Source organism: Pseudomonas sp. R1-15 (genome assembly GCF_051132085.1).
In the GTDB taxonomy this organism is placed as follows: Bacteria; Pseudomonadota; Gammaproteobacteria; order Pseudomonadales; family Pseudomonadaceae; genus Aquipseudomonas.
Genome location: NZ_CP071660.1, coordinates 4,589,984 through 4,605,850, shown reverse-complemented (window position 1 = coordinate 4,605,850; position 15,867 = coordinate 4,589,984). Strand labels below are relative to the sequence as shown.

General features: G+C 61.5%; 19 protein-coding genes. 9 read left to right on the top strand and 10 right to left on the bottom strand.

The window, feature by feature from the left end; translation table 11 throughout:
* Positions 1 to 30 precede the first annotated feature (30 nt).
* From J3P97_RS20690 to J3P97_RS20670, 5 genes are all read right to left on the bottom strand, one after another.
* A complete protein-coding gene (locus tag J3P97_RS20690) occupies positions 31 to 468 on the bottom strand; it encodes a Spy/CpxP family protein refolding chaperone (protein WP_434672670.1) in 438 nt (145 codons plus the stop codon).
* A 309-nt stretch (positions 469 to 777) separates the two neighbouring features.
* Positions 778 to 1,455, bottom strand: a complete 678-nt coding sequence (locus tag J3P97_RS20685; protein ID WP_025215146.1) for a response regulator transcription factor — start codon at positions 1,453 to 1,455, stop codon at positions 778 to 780.
* Between the two features lie 7 nt (positions 1,456 to 1,462).
* The gene (locus J3P97_RS20680; protein WP_434572302.1) at positions 1,463 to 1,873 is read right to left on the bottom strand and encodes a translation initiation factor 2; all 411 of its coding nucleotides are present in this window, start codon (positions 1,871 to 1,873) and stop codon (positions 1,463 to 1,465) included.
* 114 nt (positions 1,874 to 1,987) lie between these two features.
* Positions 1,988 to 2,287 carry a YciI family protein gene (locus J3P97_RS20675; protein ID WP_434672669.1) on the bottom strand — a complete coding sequence of 100 codons (300 nt, stop codon included), beginning with the start codon at positions 2,285 to 2,287 and terminating at the stop codon, positions 1,988 to 1,990.
* Position 2,288: 1 nt separating this feature from the next.
* Positions 2,289 to 2,885, bottom strand: coding sequence for a septation protein A (locus J3P97_RS20670; protein WP_434601633.1), 597 nt, complete (start codon positions 2,883 to 2,885; stop codon positions 2,289 to 2,291).
* Between the two features lie 87 nt (positions 2,886 to 2,972).
* Here J3P97_RS20670 and J3P97_RS20665 point away from each other — a divergent pair, with 87 nt between their 5' ends.
* The 6 genes from J3P97_RS20665 (at position 2,973) to rluB (ending at position 7,975) form a co-directional block, all read left to right on the top strand.
* Complete coding sequence (locus J3P97_RS20665; RefSeq protein WP_434572306.1) at positions 2,973 to 3,836, top strand: PHP domain-containing protein; 864 nt, start codon at positions 2,973 to 2,975, stop codon at positions 3,834 to 3,836.
* 13 nt (positions 3,837 to 3,849) lie between these two features.
* On the top strand, positions 3,850 to 4,479 hold the full coding sequence (locus tag J3P97_RS20660; protein ID WP_305499273.1) for an L-threonylcarbamoyladenylate synthase: 630 nt from the start codon (positions 3,850 to 3,852) through the stop codon (positions 4,477 to 4,479).
* 132 nt (positions 4,480 to 4,611) lie between these two features.
* Positions 4,612 to 5,310, top strand: coding sequence for a segregation and condensation protein A (locus tag J3P97_RS20655; protein WP_434674578.1), 699 nt, complete (start codon positions 4,612 to 4,614; stop codon positions 5,308 to 5,310).
* Between the two features lie 11 nt (positions 5,311 to 5,321).
* Positions 5,322 to 6,281, top strand: coding sequence for an SMC-Scp complex subunit ScpB (gene scpB / locus J3P97_RS20650; protein WP_434672668.1), 960 nt, complete (start codon positions 5,322 to 5,324; stop codon positions 6,279 to 6,281).
* A gap of 122 nt (positions 6,282 to 6,403) precedes the next feature.
* Positions 6,404 to 6,595, top strand: a complete 192-nt coding sequence (locus J3P97_RS20645) for a DUF1289 domain-containing protein (protein WP_305499277.1) — start codon at positions 6,404 to 6,406, stop codon at positions 6,593 to 6,595.
* A gap of 144 nt (positions 6,596 to 6,739) precedes the next feature.
* Positions 6,740 to 7,975 carry a 23S rRNA pseudouridine(2605) synthase RluB gene (gene rluB / locus J3P97_RS20640; RefSeq protein ID WP_305499278.1) on the top strand — a complete coding sequence of 412 codons (1,236 nt, stop codon included), beginning with the start codon at positions 6,740 to 6,742 and terminating at the stop codon, positions 7,973 to 7,975.
* Between the two features lie 250 nt (positions 7,976 to 8,225).
* Here the strand turns inward: rluB and J3P97_RS20635 are convergent, their stop codons facing one another.
* Both J3P97_RS20635 and J3P97_RS20630 read right to left on the bottom strand, forming a co-directional pair.
* Positions 8,226 to 9,191 (bottom strand): leucyl aminopeptidase, encoded by a 966-nt coding sequence (locus J3P97_RS20635; RefSeq protein WP_434672667.1) that lies wholly within the window; start codon positions 9,189 to 9,191, stop codon positions 8,226 to 8,228.
* 85 nt (positions 9,192 to 9,276) lie between these two features.
* Complete coding sequence (locus tag J3P97_RS20630; RefSeq protein ID WP_003178782.1) at positions 9,277 to 9,414, bottom strand: hypothetical protein; 138 nt, start codon at positions 9,412 to 9,414, stop codon at positions 9,277 to 9,279.
* A gap of 656 nt (positions 9,415 to 10,070) precedes the next feature.
* Here J3P97_RS20630 and J3P97_RS20625 point away from each other — a divergent pair.
* Positions 10,071 to 11,492, top strand: coding sequence for an amino acid permease (locus J3P97_RS20625; protein WP_434672666.1), 1,422 nt, complete (start codon positions 10,071 to 10,073; stop codon positions 11,490 to 11,492).
* A gap of 263 nt (positions 11,493 to 11,755) precedes the next feature.
* Complete coding sequence (arfB, locus tag J3P97_RS20620; RefSeq protein ID WP_434672665.1) at positions 11,756 to 12,169, top strand: alternative ribosome rescue aminoacyl-tRNA hydrolase ArfB; 414 nt, start codon at positions 11,756 to 11,758, stop codon at positions 12,167 to 12,169.
* Here the strand turns inward: arfB and J3P97_RS20615 are convergent.
* The 3 genes from J3P97_RS20615 to J3P97_RS20605 form a co-directional block, all read right to left on the bottom strand.
* Positions 12,166 to 13,365 carry an MFS transporter gene (locus J3P97_RS20615; protein ID WP_434601628.1) on the bottom strand — a complete coding sequence of 400 codons (1,200 nt, stop codon included), beginning with the start codon at positions 13,363 to 13,365 and terminating at the stop codon, positions 12,166 to 12,168. The genes arfB and J3P97_RS20615 overlap by 4 nt on opposite strands.
* Positions 13,366 to 13,448: 83 nt before the next feature.
* Positions 13,449 to 13,661: a hypothetical protein gene (locus J3P97_RS20610; protein WP_434628911.1), complete on the bottom strand. Its 213-nt coding sequence runs from the start codon at positions 13,659 to 13,661 to the stop codon at positions 13,449 to 13,451.
* A gap of 75 nt (positions 13,662 to 13,736) precedes the next feature.
* Positions 13,737 to 13,880: a hypothetical protein gene (locus J3P97_RS20605; RefSeq protein ID WP_305499286.1), complete on the bottom strand. Its 144-nt coding sequence runs from the start codon at positions 13,878 to 13,880 to the stop codon at positions 13,737 to 13,739.
* Between the two features lie 288 nt (positions 13,881 to 14,168).
* Between J3P97_RS20605 and J3P97_RS20600 the strand changes: the two genes are divergently transcribed.
* Positions 14,169 to 15,794 carry a methyl-accepting chemotaxis protein gene (locus J3P97_RS20600; protein WP_434672664.1) on the top strand — a complete coding sequence of 542 codons (1,626 nt, stop codon included), beginning with the start codon at positions 14,169 to 14,171 and terminating at the stop codon, positions 15,792 to 15,794.
* Positions 15,795 to 15,867 lie beyond the last annotated feature (73 nt).

Here is a 15,867-nt window from a genome sequence, read left to right as displayed (position 1 = left end):
GTGCCGTTGGGCTGGGGGTGCTTCAGCGCATTATTGCGCTTTTTGCGGTTGTTGCGCTTTCCAGGCTTTGAATTCGGCCCACTCGGCCCGACGTTCGGCGCGTTTTTTCTGGATGGCGTCAAACTCTTTCTGTTGCTCGGGCTTCAGCAAGCCACGGATCTGGGCATCGACTTTCTGGTGCCGGGCTTCCATTTCGTCCTGCATGGCTTTCTGGTCGGCTGGCGACAGCTTGGCCAGGTACTTGTCGACCAGTTCGCGTTGCTCATGGCGCTGTTCACCCATGATCCGGCGAATCTGCTCGCGTTGTTCGCGGGTCAGGTCCAGTTGGCTGTAGGGGCCTTTATCGTGCATCTGGCCACCGTGACGCGGAGCGTCCATCGGGCCCATCGGCCCCGGGCCTTCGGGCATGGCCATGGCCACGGTCGGCAGGGCGGCGGCGAACATCAGAGCGGTAAGGGTCTTGCGCATGGTGTCTCTCCTTGTCTCGTTCCCGGTCAGTTCCGGATGTGTGCAGATTACAAAGATCAAGGTCAGCGGCGGTCAGGGGTGGGTAAAGCTTGGGTAAAGACGGTTTGGCGAGGACCTGACAAATCTGCAGGCCCGAACACGAAGCCCTGTGATGGGGGTACTTGCTGTGGCGAGGGCGCCTTTGTGGCGAGGGAGCTTGCTCCCGCTCGGTTGCGCAGCAACCGCAGAATCTTGGGGCTACTTCGTAGCCCAGCGGGAGCAAGCTCCCTCGCCACAAAAGCCTCTATAGGCTGAGAGAAGCCGCACTCTTCAGAGGCTGTAGTAATAGCCCCGGCTACGCAGGGCGACGATGCGCGGGCGGCCGTCGGGGTGGGGACCGATCTTCTTGCGCAGGTTGCTGACGTGCATGTCGAGGCTGCGATCGTACAAGGTCAGCTTGCGGCCCAAGGCAATCTGCGCCAGTTCCTGCTTGTCCAGCGGCTCGCCCGGCTGCTTGAGCAGTGCTTCGAGCAGGCGGCTTTCGGAGACAGTGAGGGTCTGTTCCTGTTCATCGATGCTGACCACGCCACGCACCGGGCTGAAGGTCAGGTCACCCAGTTCGATCTGGCTGGAAACCGCGGCGGGATGGCTGCGGCGCAGCACGGCGCGCAGGCGGGCGGTCAGCTCTCGTGGATCGCAAGGCTTGGCCAGGTAATCGTCAGCCCCCAGCTCCAGGCCAAGGATGCGATCCAGCGGTTCGCCGCGGGCCGAGAGCATCAGCACCGGCAATTCCGGGTGATCGTTGCGCAACTGCTTGAGCAGTTCCAGGCCGCTGCCGTCGGGCAGCATCACATCCAGCACCACCGCCGCCGGGGCGGTTTCGGCCAGGGCCTTGCGGGCGCTCTGGCCATCGTGGCAAGCGCGGACCTGGAAACCTTCCTGGCCCAGCCAACTGCCGAGGAGCTCACACAGCTCCTGGTCATCATCAATCAGTAACAGCTCGCTCATGACTCACTCAATTTAGCCATTGCCGACGTTGTCTACGTCCACCGCTGGCAAAGATACCGCAGAGCAGGGCCAATAGCGCTACCCCGGCGCCGACGACGAACCACTGTTGCTGTTCGGTCAGCAGGCGCGGCAGCGGGCTGGACTGGGCTTCCTTGAGTTGCAACTTCAGGCGCTGGTTCTCCTGGCGCAGCCGTCCCACCAGCGCGCTCTCGCGTTCGCCGTTGGTGTTCTGCAGTTGCTGGGTGAGTGCTTCACGCATGCGCTCGCTGTCTTTCAGGCGCTGCTGCAATTCGGCGATCTGGCCGCCCGCGCTCAGTGACAAGGGCGCCGAATGAGCAGCCTCGGTGCTTTCCTCGCCGTGGGCGGGGGCTCCAATCGCCAACGAGACCAACAACAGGCACAACCGACCTTTGCGCATTGCAACTCCTGAATTCCAATCGAGATTGAGCAGATTAGACAGGTTGTCGGCAGGCTGACGAGAACAATGAGCCATTGAGCGCAATGAGCCAGGAAGACTCATCGCGCCCGGGGGTTATGGCAGAACTTGCTTGAACGGCTTGACCACGACATCGGCGTAGACGCCGGCCGCCACGAACGGGTCGGCCTTGGCCCACGCCTGTGCGGCGGCCAGGGAGTCGAACTCGGCCACGATCAGGCTGCCGGTAAAACCCGCGGCGCCCGGATCATTACTGTCCACCGCAGGGTGCGGCCCGGCCAGCACGATGCGGCCTTCGGCCTTCAGCTGCTGCAGGCGCTCAAGGTGTGCCGGGCGCACGGCCATGCGTTTTTCCAGGGAGTCGGCAACGTCGGTGGCAATGATTGCGTAGAGCATGTCAGTCCTCGGTTTTTGGCGTGGTGGGTTCGGCATCGTGCAGGTGACGGGACAGGTAGATGCCCTGGCCGATCAAGAACAGCAAGGTCATGCCCAGGCTGCCGAAGACCTTGAAGTCGACCCAGTATTGCTGGAACGTGAACGCAACGAACAGGTTGGCGGCGCCGCAGAACAGGAAGAAGGCGATCCAGGCGATGTTCAATCGGGTCCAGATCACGTCCGGCAGGCTCAGCGCGTGACCCATGATGCGTTTGATCAGCAGGCGATCGCCGACGAAGTGGCTGCCGATGAAGGCCAGGGCGAACAGCCAGTTGACCACCGGGGCTTTCCATTTGAGGAAGGTCTCGCTGTGGAAGGCCAGGGTCAGGCTGCCGAACACCAGGCAGGCGATCAGCGTCAGCCACTGGCTCTTCTCCAGCTTGCGCTGGGACACGAACAGCGCGCCGTAGACCACCAGGGAACTGATGATCAGCACCGCGGTGGCGCTGTAGATACCGCCTACAGTCAAGGAGTGGCCGGCGATGTCGACGGTCCGTGGATCAAGTTTGTAGACGATGAAAAACAGCAGGAGCGGGATGAAATCGATGAATTGTTTCACAGTGGCAGCCAGAAGCAGGATGTGGCGGCATAATAACAAACATCCTTGGTCGCGATAGGGCCAGCTGATTTGAGGTAACAAAGTCTCGTGAATGTTGATTTGCACTGCCATAGCACGGCCTCCGATGGCGCCCTGGCGCCTGCGGTTCTGGTGGCGCGGGCGTTCGAGCACGGCGTGCGAGTCCTGGCCCTGACCGATCACGACACCCTCGAAGGTCTCGACGAAGCGCGTAGCGCCGCCACCGCGCTGGGCATGCAACTGGTCAACGGCGTCGAACTGTCCTGCACTTGGGGCGGGGCGACCATCCACGTGCTGGGCTATGGCTTCGATGTGAATGCACCGTCACTGGTCCAGGCCATTGCCGAGTTGCGTGACGGTCGCTGGCTGCGCTCCGAGGAGATCAGCCGCAAACTTGCCCTCAAGGGCATGCCCGGCGCGCTGGAAGGCGCCCGGCAGGTCCAGCAGGAACTGGGTGACAGCGGCAACGCCCCGGCCCGGCCGCACTTTGCCGACTGGATGGTGCGCGAGGGCTTCGTCAAGGACCGCGCCGAAGCCTTCCGAAAATGGCTGGGGGCCGGCAAGCTGGGGGACGTCAAGCAGCACTGGCCCACCCTGGAAGAAACGGTCGAGACTCTGCGGGCCGCCGGGGCGTGGGTCAGCCTGGCGCATCCCTGGCATTATGAATTCACCCGCAGCAAGCGCCGCCGCCTGATAGCCGACTATATTCAAGCAGGGGGCCATGCCATCGAAGTGGTCAATGGCCATCAGCCGGCCGAGCAGGTCGGCAGCCTGGCGATCCTCGCCCGTGAGTTTGGCCTGCTGGTGACCGCCGGGAGTGATTTCCACGGCCCGGGAGGCTGGTCCGAGATTGGCGAATACCGCCCGTTGCCGGAAGATCTGCCACCACTATGGTGTAGATTCAAACATGATCCCGTTATCGCCGCCGTCTGAACAGGTAGAACACGTGAGTCAATTTTTCCAGATTCATCCGGAAAACCCGCAAGCGCGCCTGATCAAACAGGCTGTGGAAATCATCCGTGGCGGTGGCGTCGTGGTCTATCCCACCGACTCCTCCTACGCCATTGGTTGCCAGATCGGCGATAAAAACGCGGTCGAGCGGGTAAGACGCTTGCGTCAGCTGGATGACAAGCACAACTTCGCGCTCATTTGCAGCGACCTCTCGCAGTTGGGCTTGTTCGCCAAGATCGACACCGGCACTTTCCGCCTGCTCAAGGCCCATCTGCCGGGCCCCTATACCTTTATCCTGAATGCCACCCGGGAAGTCCCGCGGCTGTTGCTGCACCCAAAGAAGCGCACCATCGGGCTGCGGGTGCCGAGCCATCCCATTGCCCTGGCGCTGCTGGCGGAACTCGGTGAGCCGTTGATGAGCGTGACGCTGATCATGCCCGGCGAGACCGATCCGCTGACCGACCCCTATGAAATGCGCCAACTGCTGGAGCATCAGGTCGACCTGATCATCGACGGCGGTTACGGCGGCATGAAGGCGTCCACGGTGATCAACCTGGCCGACGGCGAACCGCAAGTGGTACGCGTCGGCTGCGGCGATCCGACGCCGTTCATGGTCGAGGCCTGAATGTCGGTTGTAGAAACCGCGGTCGAAAGCGTCGACAGCCAGGCCGGTGCGCAACAGGAGCTGCCGTTCGCCATGGTCTATGGCCAGGCGGTCATGGAAATGCCCCTGGACCTGTACATCCCGCCGGATGCGCTGGAAGTTTTCCTCGAAGCCTTCGAAGGGCCGCTCGACCTGTTGCTGTACCTGATCCGCAAACAGAACATCAATATCCTCGACATCCCGGTGGCGGAAATCACCCGCCAATACATGGGCTACGTCGAGCTGATGCAGTCGGTGCGCCTGGAACTGGCGGCGGAATACCTGGTGATGGCGGCCATGCTGGCCGAGATCAAGTCGCGCATGCTGCTGCCGCGCTCGGCCGAAGTCGAGGCGGAAGAAGACGATCCACGGGCCGAGCTGATCCGGCGCCTGCAAGACTACGAGCGCTTCAAGGCCGCGGCCGAAGGCATCGACGGCTTGAGCCGGGTCGGGCGCGATGTGCTGGTGCCCAAGCTCGACGCCCCCGAGGCGCGGGCGCGCAAGTTACTGCCGGACGTGAGCCTGGAAGAGCTGCTGATATCCATGGCCGAGGTCCTGCGCCGGGGCGACATGTTTGAAAGTCACCAGGTCAGCCGTGAGGCATTGTCCACCCGCGAGCGCATGAGCGATGTGCTGGAGCGGCTCAAGGGCGGCAGTTTTGTGCCCTTTGTCGAGCTGTTCACCGCCGAGGAAGGGCGGCTGGGCGTGGTGGTGACGTTTATGGCGGTCCTGGAATTGGTCAAGGAATCCTTGGTCGAGCTGGTGCAGAATGAGCCGTTCGCAGCGATCCATGTGCGGGCCCGAGCCGAATAACGAGCAAACCGATGAATCTGACCGAACCCCGTGAACTGGCGCCCTTGCTTGAAGCTTTCCTGTTGGCCTCTGGAAAGCCACAGTCGATGGAGCGTCTGTTCGAGCTTTTCGAAGAAGGCGAGCGGCCTGAGCCTGCCGTGTTCAAGAAAGCCCTGACGCTGCTGGGTAAATCCTGCGAAGGCCGGGCTTTCGAACTCAAGGAGGTAGCGTCCGGCTACCGTTTGCAGATCCGCGAAAAATTCGCCCCCTGGGTCGGGCGCCTGTGGGAGGAGCGGCCGCAGCGTTATTCCCGCGCGATGCTCGAAACCATGGCGCTGATCGCCTATCGCCAACCGATCACCCGGGGCGAGATCGAGGACGTGCGTGGCGTGGCGGTCAACAGCCACATCGTCAAGACCTTGCTGGAGCGTGAGTGGATCCGCGTCGTCGGCTATCGCGATGTGCCGGGCAAGCCAGCGATGTTCGCCACCACCAAGGCGTTTCTCGATCACTTCAACCTGAAGAACCTCGACGACCTGCCGCCGCTAGCCGAACTGCGGGAACTGGAGCCCGAGCCGATGCTCGAATTCGACGACGCCCCGGTGCCCCAGGCCTTGCAGGAATTGGCCGACGCCAGCGCCGAGCCCGAAGAGCCGAAGGAAGAGACCAGTTTCCACTCGTTGCTGCTGGAGCTGGACACCATGGAGGAGGGCTTGAAGACTGATTTCGATGACCTGCTGCGTGACGCGCCTGGTCCTGAGGGCCAGTCGCATGAGCTGGCGGAGCCCGATAGCTCGGTGGAGCCCGAGCCCGAAGCGAAATGGGAACCGGAACCTGAAGAAGACATCCTCGGCGTTGCCCAAGCCCGGGAAAAACTGCTGGCCGCCGTCGCCGCCCTTGAGCCGCAAGAACCCGAGCTGAGCGACGAAGAAGCCGAGGCCCGCGCCCTGGCCGAGGCGATCGAAAACGAACGGCGCCAGCTCGACGACTGACACACCGCCTTCCCTTGTGGGAGCGAGCCTGCTCGCGAAAGCGTCAGCTCAGTCAACATGATTTTGACTGATACACCGCCTTCGCGAGCAGGCTCGCTCCCACATATAATCCCGGGTGAATCATGAGCTCCACCAAAGACCCCTGCATCAGCCTCTGCAAGTTCGACGAAGATATTTGCATCGGTTGCGGGCGCAGCAAGCGCGAGATCAAAGCCTGGAAAAAACTCGACAAGGACGACAAGCGCGCCGTGCTGGCCGAAGCGGCGCTACGCCTGATCAAGCTGGGTGCCACCGGTCGGCGGAAAAAGCGCTGAGCGCGTTTCCATCAGCTAGTCTCTGATGCGCGAATCCTTCAACGAGCGTATGATTCGCGACCCTTTGGCGATCCCTTCGCCGAAAGACCCGTTTTCAAAGCGTCAGGCCAAGCCTGACTCGACCACACCGGGAGGTGCCCAGAAATGAAAGACCTAGACCAGAACGACAGCCAGGAAATCGGCCCAGCAGGCGAGAAACTGCAAAAAGTCCTCGCCCGTATCGGCGTCGGTTCGCGCCGTGACGTGGAAGCCTGGATCACCCAGGGCCGCATCAAGGTCAACGGCAAAGACGCCACCTTGGGCCTGCGTGTCGACATGCACGACGCCATTACCATCGATGGCAAGGTGATCAAGCGCGAAGAGGCCGCCGAAACGGTGCGCCGCGTGATCATGTACAACAAGCCCGACGGCGAAATCTGCACCCGTGACGACCCGGAAGGCCGTCCGACGGTGTTCGACAAGATGCCGCGTCCGAAAGAAGGCCGCTGGATCAACATCGGTCGCCTGGACATCAACACCACCGGTTTGCTGATGTTCACCACGGACGGTGAGTTGGCCAACCGCTTGATGCACCCGTCCTACGAGATGGACCGCGAATACGCCGTGCGCGTGCGTGGCGAAGTCGATGACGAGATGATCGAGCGCCTCAAGGCCGGCGTCGTGCTGGAAGACGGCCCGGCGCGTTTCACCGACATCAAGCAAGCACCGGGTGGCGAAGGTTTCAACCACTGGTACCACTGCGTGGTGATGGAAGGCCGTAACCGTGAAGTACGGCGCTTGTGGGAATCCCAGGGCCTGGTGGTCAGCCGCCTGAAGCGCGTGCGTTTCGGCCCGGTGTTCCTCAACTCCGACCTGCCGATGGGCCGCTGGCGTGAAATGACCCAGCAGGAAGTCGACATCCTGGCGGCCGAGGTGGGCCTCAAGCCTGTCTCCATGCCGCAGATGACCGCCAAGAGCAAGGACAAGCTGGAGCGGATGCAGCGCAAGTCCTCGCGTCCGATGGGCAAGACCGAGCGCGTGCGTACGCTGCGTCCGGCGGCCGATGGCGCAGCGACTGGCCCGCGTCCTTCCCGTGAACCGCAGATCGAAGGCGAGCGTCCGGCCCGCAAGCCTGCGCCACGCCAGGACGGCGAGCGCGGCCCGCGTACACCACGTCCGGCCAACGGTCGTACCGAGCGCGGCGAAGGTCGCGGTGCTCCGGCGGGTCGTGGCACGCCGGTCGCCGATCGTCCGGCCGACACCAAGCGCCCAGCCAAGCCGGCGCCAAAAAAACGCCCGGGTATCATCCTGGCTGACCGTGATGCACCGTCGGGCAAGCGCCGTGGCGCGCCGGCAGGTTCGGGGCAGCGTCCGGGGTTTGGGCGTCGTAAGCCGGAGTAATACAGCTGCGAGCTACAAGCTTCTAGCTGCAAGAAAAAACGCCAACCGTTGGGTTGGCGTTTTTTTTGGTCTGGCTTCAGTGATGTGGTGCCTTTGGGTCCGTCTTCGCGAGCAGGCTCGCTCCCACATTTGACCTCATTGAGCGCCCCTGTGGGAGCGAGCCTGCTCGCGAAGAGGCCAGCAATCCCACCGTTATTCAAAAGATTGTCCTTTCTTCTTGCCGCTTGAAGCTCGCCGCTCGAAGCTGCTTTTAAAGCACAAACCGCCCCTCAAACACCGGCTCCTTGTCCAGCGCCAGCACACCCCCTTGGAAAATCAGATCCAGGTGATGGCTACCCTTGGCCCCGCCACCGAGCCCCAGGTGCAAGCCGCAATGGCGCTCTTCGAAACCGGCATTGCGAGCGTACAGGCCCTTGACCCCTTCGTTGGTGCCGATGCCCAGTTCCTCGATGCGGCGGTTGGACGGGTTGGCGTCCAGGTACTTGTTGAAGTCGTGCTCCAGGCCCGGTACGTCGGTGGCGATTTTCTGGATGGTGGAGTCTTCGATCCACAGCTCCAGCGGCGATTGCAACACGCCGTACTTGCGCGCGAAGGGAATCGTACTGAGAAACGTGCCGACAAATTTCACCTGGCCATTGATGGTGTCGCTGTGAGTGGCGATTTCGCCTGGGGCCAGGTCGTAGTTGCCGACGCCATTGATATCGGTCCACTTCTTGACGCTGTTCAGCGCCGTGTCGAAATACGAGCCGTGCTCATCTTCGAAGCTCAAGGTGGTGGCCTGGGACATGCGGCGGATGAGGTGGCTATTGAGCCCGGCGATGCGTTGCGGAATGACGCTGAAGGTGTCGTAAAAATATTCGCCGTAATCCTTGAACAGCAGCGATTTCTTCCAGTTTTCCGCCATCACGCCTTGCAGCGCACGGACAAAGTCCGGGCCGTCGGGGCGGGGATTGGGCAGGGTGGAAGAGTCATAGAAAAAAATGTACAGGTCGCTGTCGGCAATTGCCTGGGACAGGCGCTGCGTGGGTTCAAGATCCAGGCGCATGGCGCTGAACCTGAACGGTGAGCCGCTGCCGGCCTGTTCGGCAATCGCGCCGGTCAGGGCTTCGTAGTCGGCCGTGTGGCCGAGCAACACCTTGGCGGGCTGGATGCCGGCCAGGGCGGGATGATGTTCGAGGTAGTAAAGGAAATGGGAGATGGCTCGTTGGGTGTCCATGCTTATTCTTCCTTGGCGATTGATGTGGCGTCCCTCGCGGCAAATGACGGAGCCGACCGGCCGGATCAGCTCCGCCGGGTAGCGCTTACAGAGGCCACATTGCCGTGCCGAACGGCACGACGGCGTCGGCTTGCATCATTTCAACGGCGGCTTCATGGGTCGGTGCTTCGAACCATTCATCCAGTTGCAGTTCGGTTTCCAAGTCTTTGTCCAGTGCTTGCATAGTGAATCTCCTAGATGACTTTTGCGGAAAACGCGGGCCGATCCGGCGGGCAGGACCCAACTGAATCGGCACCGCAAAAACTCGCCGGCACGATGCCTGGGCAAGTGGCTGAAAACCTAGTCGAGGGTTTTTTGGAATGCAAAAAAAAATTTTATTTTTTTCGTTTGAACTTTTTGTTCTATTTTTTCGCGACAAATTAGCTATTGAAAAACAGCCGGCTGGCGTTGGTTTTTATTAGGTAGCTAGCTACCGTCAATTTGCAGTCATCCTTCGGAAACTTCCTGCATGGAAATTTTGCGTTACGGCTTGTAAAGGAATGCTGACGGTTTTGACCGGTCTAGCGAACCGGTATCGGCATTTGAAAGGGCTGTAAGAAAAAACTGCCGAGTGGCTTGGCTTGACGCGTTTCTTGATACTTCGCAGCGCTTGTTTCAAGGCTGCGGGAAGGGTCAGATGCGCGCCAGACCTCAAGTGCGGGGTGAGACGCTGGTCTGCTGATGTCTGGCAGCGAGGGTACTGCAGTGTACAATGCGCCGCGTTTTACTGTGACCCTTCGCGTACCCACGCACTTTCAAGGTTATCCGCCTTGTTCACTCCGCCACGCCACAAGCGTGACGGGTCCGATTTCGTCACAGATAAAAACAAATAGGTGACGCATGACCGTTGTAGAAAATACGCATTCAGGCGAGCTGAAGCGCGGCCTGAAAAATCGCCACATCCAACTGATCGCCCTCGGTGGCGCAATCGGTACCGGCCTGTTCCTCGGCTCGGCGGGGGTGCTGAAATCAGCCGGCCCGTCGATGATCCTCGGCTACGCAATCTGCGGCTTCATCGCGTTCATGATCATGCGCCAGTTGGGCGAAATGATTGTCGAAGAGCCGGTGGCCGGTTCCTTCAGTCACTTCGCACACAAATACTGGGGCGGTTTCGCCGGGTTCCTGTCGGGCTGGAATTGCTGGATCCTCTATATCCTGGTGGGCATGTCCGAGCTGACCGCCGTCGGCAAATACATCCATTACTGGGCGCCGGACATCCCGACCTGGGCCTCGGCGGCAGCGTTCTTCATCCTCATCAACGCGATCAACCTGGCCAACGTCAAAGTGTTTGGCGAGGCTGAGTTCTGGTTCGCGATCATCAAGGTGGTAGCGATCGTCGGAATGATCGCCCTGGGCAGTTACCTGCTGGTCAGTGGTAATGGCGGCCCACAGGCCTCGGTTACCAACCTGTGGTCCCACGGTGGGTTCTTCCCCAACGGCGTCAGCGGCCTGGTGATGGCCATGGCAATCATCATGTTCTCCTTCGGCGGCCTGGAGATGCTCGGTTTCACTGCTGCCGAAGCCGACAAGCCGAAAACCGTGATCCCCAAGGCCATCAACCAGGTGATCTACCGGATTCTGATTTTCTACATCGGTGCGCTGGTGGTGCTGCTCTCGCTGACACCATGGGACAGTCTGTTGACCACCCTCAACGCCTCTGGCGATGCCTACAGTGGCAGTCCGTTCGTGCAGGTGTTCTCGATGCTCGGCAGCAACACCGCGGCGCACATCCTCAACTTCGTGGTGCTGACCGCCGCGCTGTCGGTGTACAACAGCGGCACCTACTGCAACAGCCGCATGTTGCTGGGCATGGCCGAGCAGGGCGATGCGCCCAAGGCGCTGGCGAAAATCGACAAGCGTGGCGTGCCGGTGCGGTCGATCCTCGCTTCGGCGGCGATCACTCTGGTGGCGGTGCTGCTGAACTACCTGATCCCCCAGCATGCGCTGGAGTTGCTGATGTCGTTGGTGGTCGCCACTCTGGTGATCAACTGGGCGATGATCAGTTACTCGCACTTCAAGTTCCGCCAGCACATGAACCAGACTCGCCAGACGCCGCTGTTCAAGGCGCTGTGGTACCCGTACGGCAACTACGTCTGCCTGGCATTCGTGGTGTTCATCCTCGGCGTGATGCTGCTGATCCCGGGCATCCAGGTTTCGGTCTACGCGATTCCGGTGTGGGTGGTGTTCATGTGGGTGTGCTACGTGATCAAGAACAAGCGCAGTGCCCGGCATGAACTGGCCGGGGCGGCTGCCGCCAAGTAGGTTTTTCGCCAGTAAAACAAACCCGGCCAAGTGCCGGGTTTGTTATTGAACGCCAAACACAACCCCCTGTGGGAGCGAGCCTGCTCGCGAAGGCGGCAGTACAGTCAATATCACTACAACTGACCCACCGCTTTCGCGAGCAGGCTCGCTCCCACATTGGTCCTGCAGTGTTCACAGAGTTTGTGTTCCCAACGATTCCCAAAGTGCAGGGGGTGGATGGGGAATTCGCGGTATCCTGTGGAGCCTGACACCGGACGCTTTCCATGCTGGTCATTTCCAACACCGTGCACATCCCGGACGCCGAGATCGAGCTGACGGCCATCCGCGCCCAGGGCGCCGGCGGGCAGAACGTCAACAAGGTCTCCAGCGCCGTGCACTTGCGCTTCGATATCCCGGCTTCGTCGCTGCCCGAGTTCTACAAGGAGCGGCTGCTGGCCCTGCGCGACAGTCGCATCACCGGCTACGGCGTATTGATCATCAAGGCCCAGCAATACCGCACGCAGGAGCAGAACCGGGCCGATGCGCTGGAGCGCCTGGTCGAGTTGATCCTCAGCGCCACCAAGGTCGAAAAGAAACGCCGTCCGACCAAACCGACCCTGGGCTCGAAAAAACGCCGTCTCGAATCCAAGACCAAGCGCGGGTCGATCAAGGCCGGGTGCGGCAAGGTGGACTTCTAGTGCCTGTCCCGCTCCTCGCGATACCGAGGGGCCTGGCGATACAGGTAGACGCTCAATGCCAGCCCACCCAGGGCTGCCAGCGCGGCGAACAGAAAGATCGAGGCAAAGCCGAAACCCGCGGCAATCGCGCCGGCCAACGGACCGGTGATGCCCAGCGACAAATCGATAAACAGTGAATACGCGCCCACCGCCGCCCCACGGCTGGAGGCCGGTACCAGGTTGACCGCTTCCACCCCCAGCGCCGGGAATACCAGCGAAAACCCGAAACCACTCAACGCCGCCCCTGCCAGGGCCCACTGCGCATCCGGCGCCAGCCACAACAGCAGCAGGCCCAGGGTTTCCACCGAGAGGCAGGCGATCGCCACCCGGAAGCCACCGAGACGGTTGATCAGGTTGCCGAACAGCAAGCGTGCGCCGATGAAACTCGCACCGAACAGGCTCAGGCAGAGCACGGCGTTATCCCAATGCCGGGTGGCGTAATACAGGGTGATGAAGGTGGCGATGGTGCCAAAACCGATGGAGCCCAGGGCCAGGCCGCAACCATGGGGCAGCACGCGCCCGAGCACATGCATGAATGGCAGGCGTTCACCCGTGACGATCGGCGCGGCGGTTTTCGGCCAGGCCAGTGCCAGCCCGAGCACCGCCAGCAGGATGATACTGACGCCCATGCTCCACAGCCCCAGGGACTTGACCAGCCAGACCCCCAGCGGCGCGCCGATCGCCAATGCCCCGTAGCTGGCGATACCGTTCCAGGAAATCACCTTGGCGGTATTGGCCGCGCCGACCCGGCCGATGCCCCAGCCAATCGAGCCTGAACCCACCAGGCTTTCCGCGCTGCCCAGCACCAGGCGTCCGATCAACAGGCTGCTCAGGCTCAGGGCAGGCATGCCCGCGGTCCAGGCCGAGACCAGCATGAACACGCCGCTCAGGCCACATCCGGCCAGGCCGAACATGACCGCCCGTTTACTGCCCAGGTTGTCGATGATGCGCCCCGCATAAGGCCGGCTGAGGAGGGTGGCCAGATACTGCACGCTGATGACCAGCCCGGCGATCACCGCGCCGAAGCCCAGCTCGCCATGAACGAAGCCTGGCAGTACGGCCAAGGGAATACCGATGTTCAGATAACCGATGAAGGTGAACAGGACGATGGAGACGACTTGCAGCGTGACCGCCAAGGGGCGCTGGGAATCTGGCATGGGTGAAAGGTCCACGGGGCAGCTGGATAGATAGGCTGCTTATGATAACGGCGACCGTGCGGGCGAAGCTTGGAAAAGTAGAACTATTTGCCGGACGGCGTCTCGCCAGGGGTTCTGCCAGCGACCAGATGCGTGGTGACGAGAGCGGCCAGGGCATTTTCTTCCGTGCCGAAGCGGGCCAGCAGGGCGGCTTGTTTCTCGGGTGAGAGACGGGTCCAGATGTCGACCATTTTCTCGGCGGTGTCGATCAGTACGCTGGCCTGGGCCGGGCTGAAGGAGGAGGTGTCATCGGTCATGGTGCAGGGCTCGGATTCAGGCGGTGTGGAAAGCGCATCTTAGCGCTTTCCACACAGTCTGTTGGTGCGGGTGTATCAGTCTTCGCTGTCGGCCTGGCGGCGTTCAGTGGCTTGCGGCGGCTCGGGTTGCTGGGCGTCGGGTTGCCCCCCGGCTTGTAGCGTGGGCGTCTGCTCAGGTTCGTGCAGGCTTGGGAAGGGGAGATTCGGAATCTCGTGCATTTCGCGCTCCTCGCAAAGTCTGTTGATCGATCGGGTAGATCCGCGCTTGTACAAAGCGTGGGCAGGATACCCCAGAAGAAATGACAAAAAGACTTTTAAATCCAGGCGGAGCGACAAAAGGAGTTGTCCGGACAGGTCATGTTCACTCGCGGAAAACGACGCCGTTACCGGTGGTCGCCAAGGCTCAAGAACAGGGTATGCGTGCCGATGGCATGCTATATCCCGCACGTTCAGTTGCGACAGTGGACCCTGGACACGGACGGTCCTTTTTGCCGAGAGATCGACTCCATGTTTTTACAGAAATCCCTGAAAGCCCAGATTCTGGCGTTGCTGAGCGGCAGCTTGCTGGCAATGCTGCTGATCGCCCTGGCGTCCTTCCATTTCCTTTCCGATGGCATCCAGAATTATCGCAACCTGATCGACGGGCCGTTGCGTGCGTCGCAATTGATCGACGAGGCCAACCTGCAATTCAAGGTCCAAGTCCAGGAATGGAAAAACGTGCTGCTGCGTGGCAAGCAGCCGGCGGATCTGGAGAAATACTGGAAGCAATTCGAAGACCGTCAACGCGATGTCCAGGGCATCCTTGGCGACCTGATCAAACATGAGGGTGTTCCGGCGCAGATCAAGACGCGCATCGAACGCCTGCGAGGCGAACATGCTCAACTGGGCGCGGCCTATCAAAAGGGTCGTGATGCGTTTGTAACGGCCGGCGGCGACGCGGCGGCAGGTGATGCCGCGGTCAAGGGCGTGGACCGTGCGACCAGCGAGCAGATGAGCGAGCTGGTGGTCGAGCTGCATAAACTGGGCGATGAGCAGTCGGCGCTGATCAGTGCCGGTGCCGATCGCACGATCCTACTGGGGACGGTGATCATGCTCGTCTCGGGCGTGTTGATCGGATTGCTGAGTCTGTGGCTGGTCAACCGCAACCTGGTGCAGCCGATCCGTAAGCTGATCGAGTACGTGACGCAACTGAGCCGCGGGCGTTTCGCCGAGCGTGTCACCAGCACGCGCCAGGATGAACTGGGCGACCTGGCCCTGGCGGCCAACACGTTGCGCGATTTCCTTGCCGAAACCTTCACCCGCCTGCAACGCAGCGCCACCGAGCTGGACAGTGCCAGCGGCGAGTTGAATGCCATTGCCAGCCTGATGAGCCAGGGCACCAGCGAGCAATTCGAGCGTACCGATCAGGTGGCGACGGCGATGAACGAGATGTCCGCCACCGCCCAGGAAGTTGCCCGCCATGCCGCTGATGCGGCGCGCGCTGCCGATGACGCCGATCATTCGGCGCAGCAGGGCGAGAAAGTGATGCAAGGCACTATCCACACCATCACGCAGATGCGTGGCGAAATTGCCAACACGGCCACGGTGATTCGTCGTCTGGAAGCTGATAGCGGGCGCATCGGCAAGGTATTGGAAGTGATCCGCGGGATCGCCGAACAGACCAACCTGCTGGCCCTAAACGCCGCTATCGAAGCCGCACGGGCCGGTGAGGCGGGGCGTGGTTTTGCGGTAGTGGCCGATGAGGTGCGCAGCCTGGCTCAACGCACGGCGTCGTCGATCATCGAGATCAATCAGATCATCCAGACCGTCCAGACCGGGGCGGTGGACGCGGCCCAGGCCATCGAAAGCGGGCAGTCGCGCAGTGAGGAAAGTGTCGAGCAGGTGACCCAGGCCGGCGAGATGCTCGAACGCATCACCCAGGCAGTCGAAGCGATTCGCGACATGAACCGCCAAATCGCCACGGCGGCGGAAGAGCAGACCTCGGTGGCCGAGGACATCTCGCGCAACCTGACGGAAATCACCTGCATCGCCAGCACCAACCTGGACAACGTGCAGCGCACCGAAGCGGCGAGTCGGGATCTGCACGGGTTGTCCGGGCAGTTGAATGAAGTGACGGCACGGTTGAGTGCTTGAGTGCATTGACCGTTTGGAATAGGGCCTGATTGACACCTGTGGCGAGGGAGCTTGCTCCCGCTGGGCTGCGTAG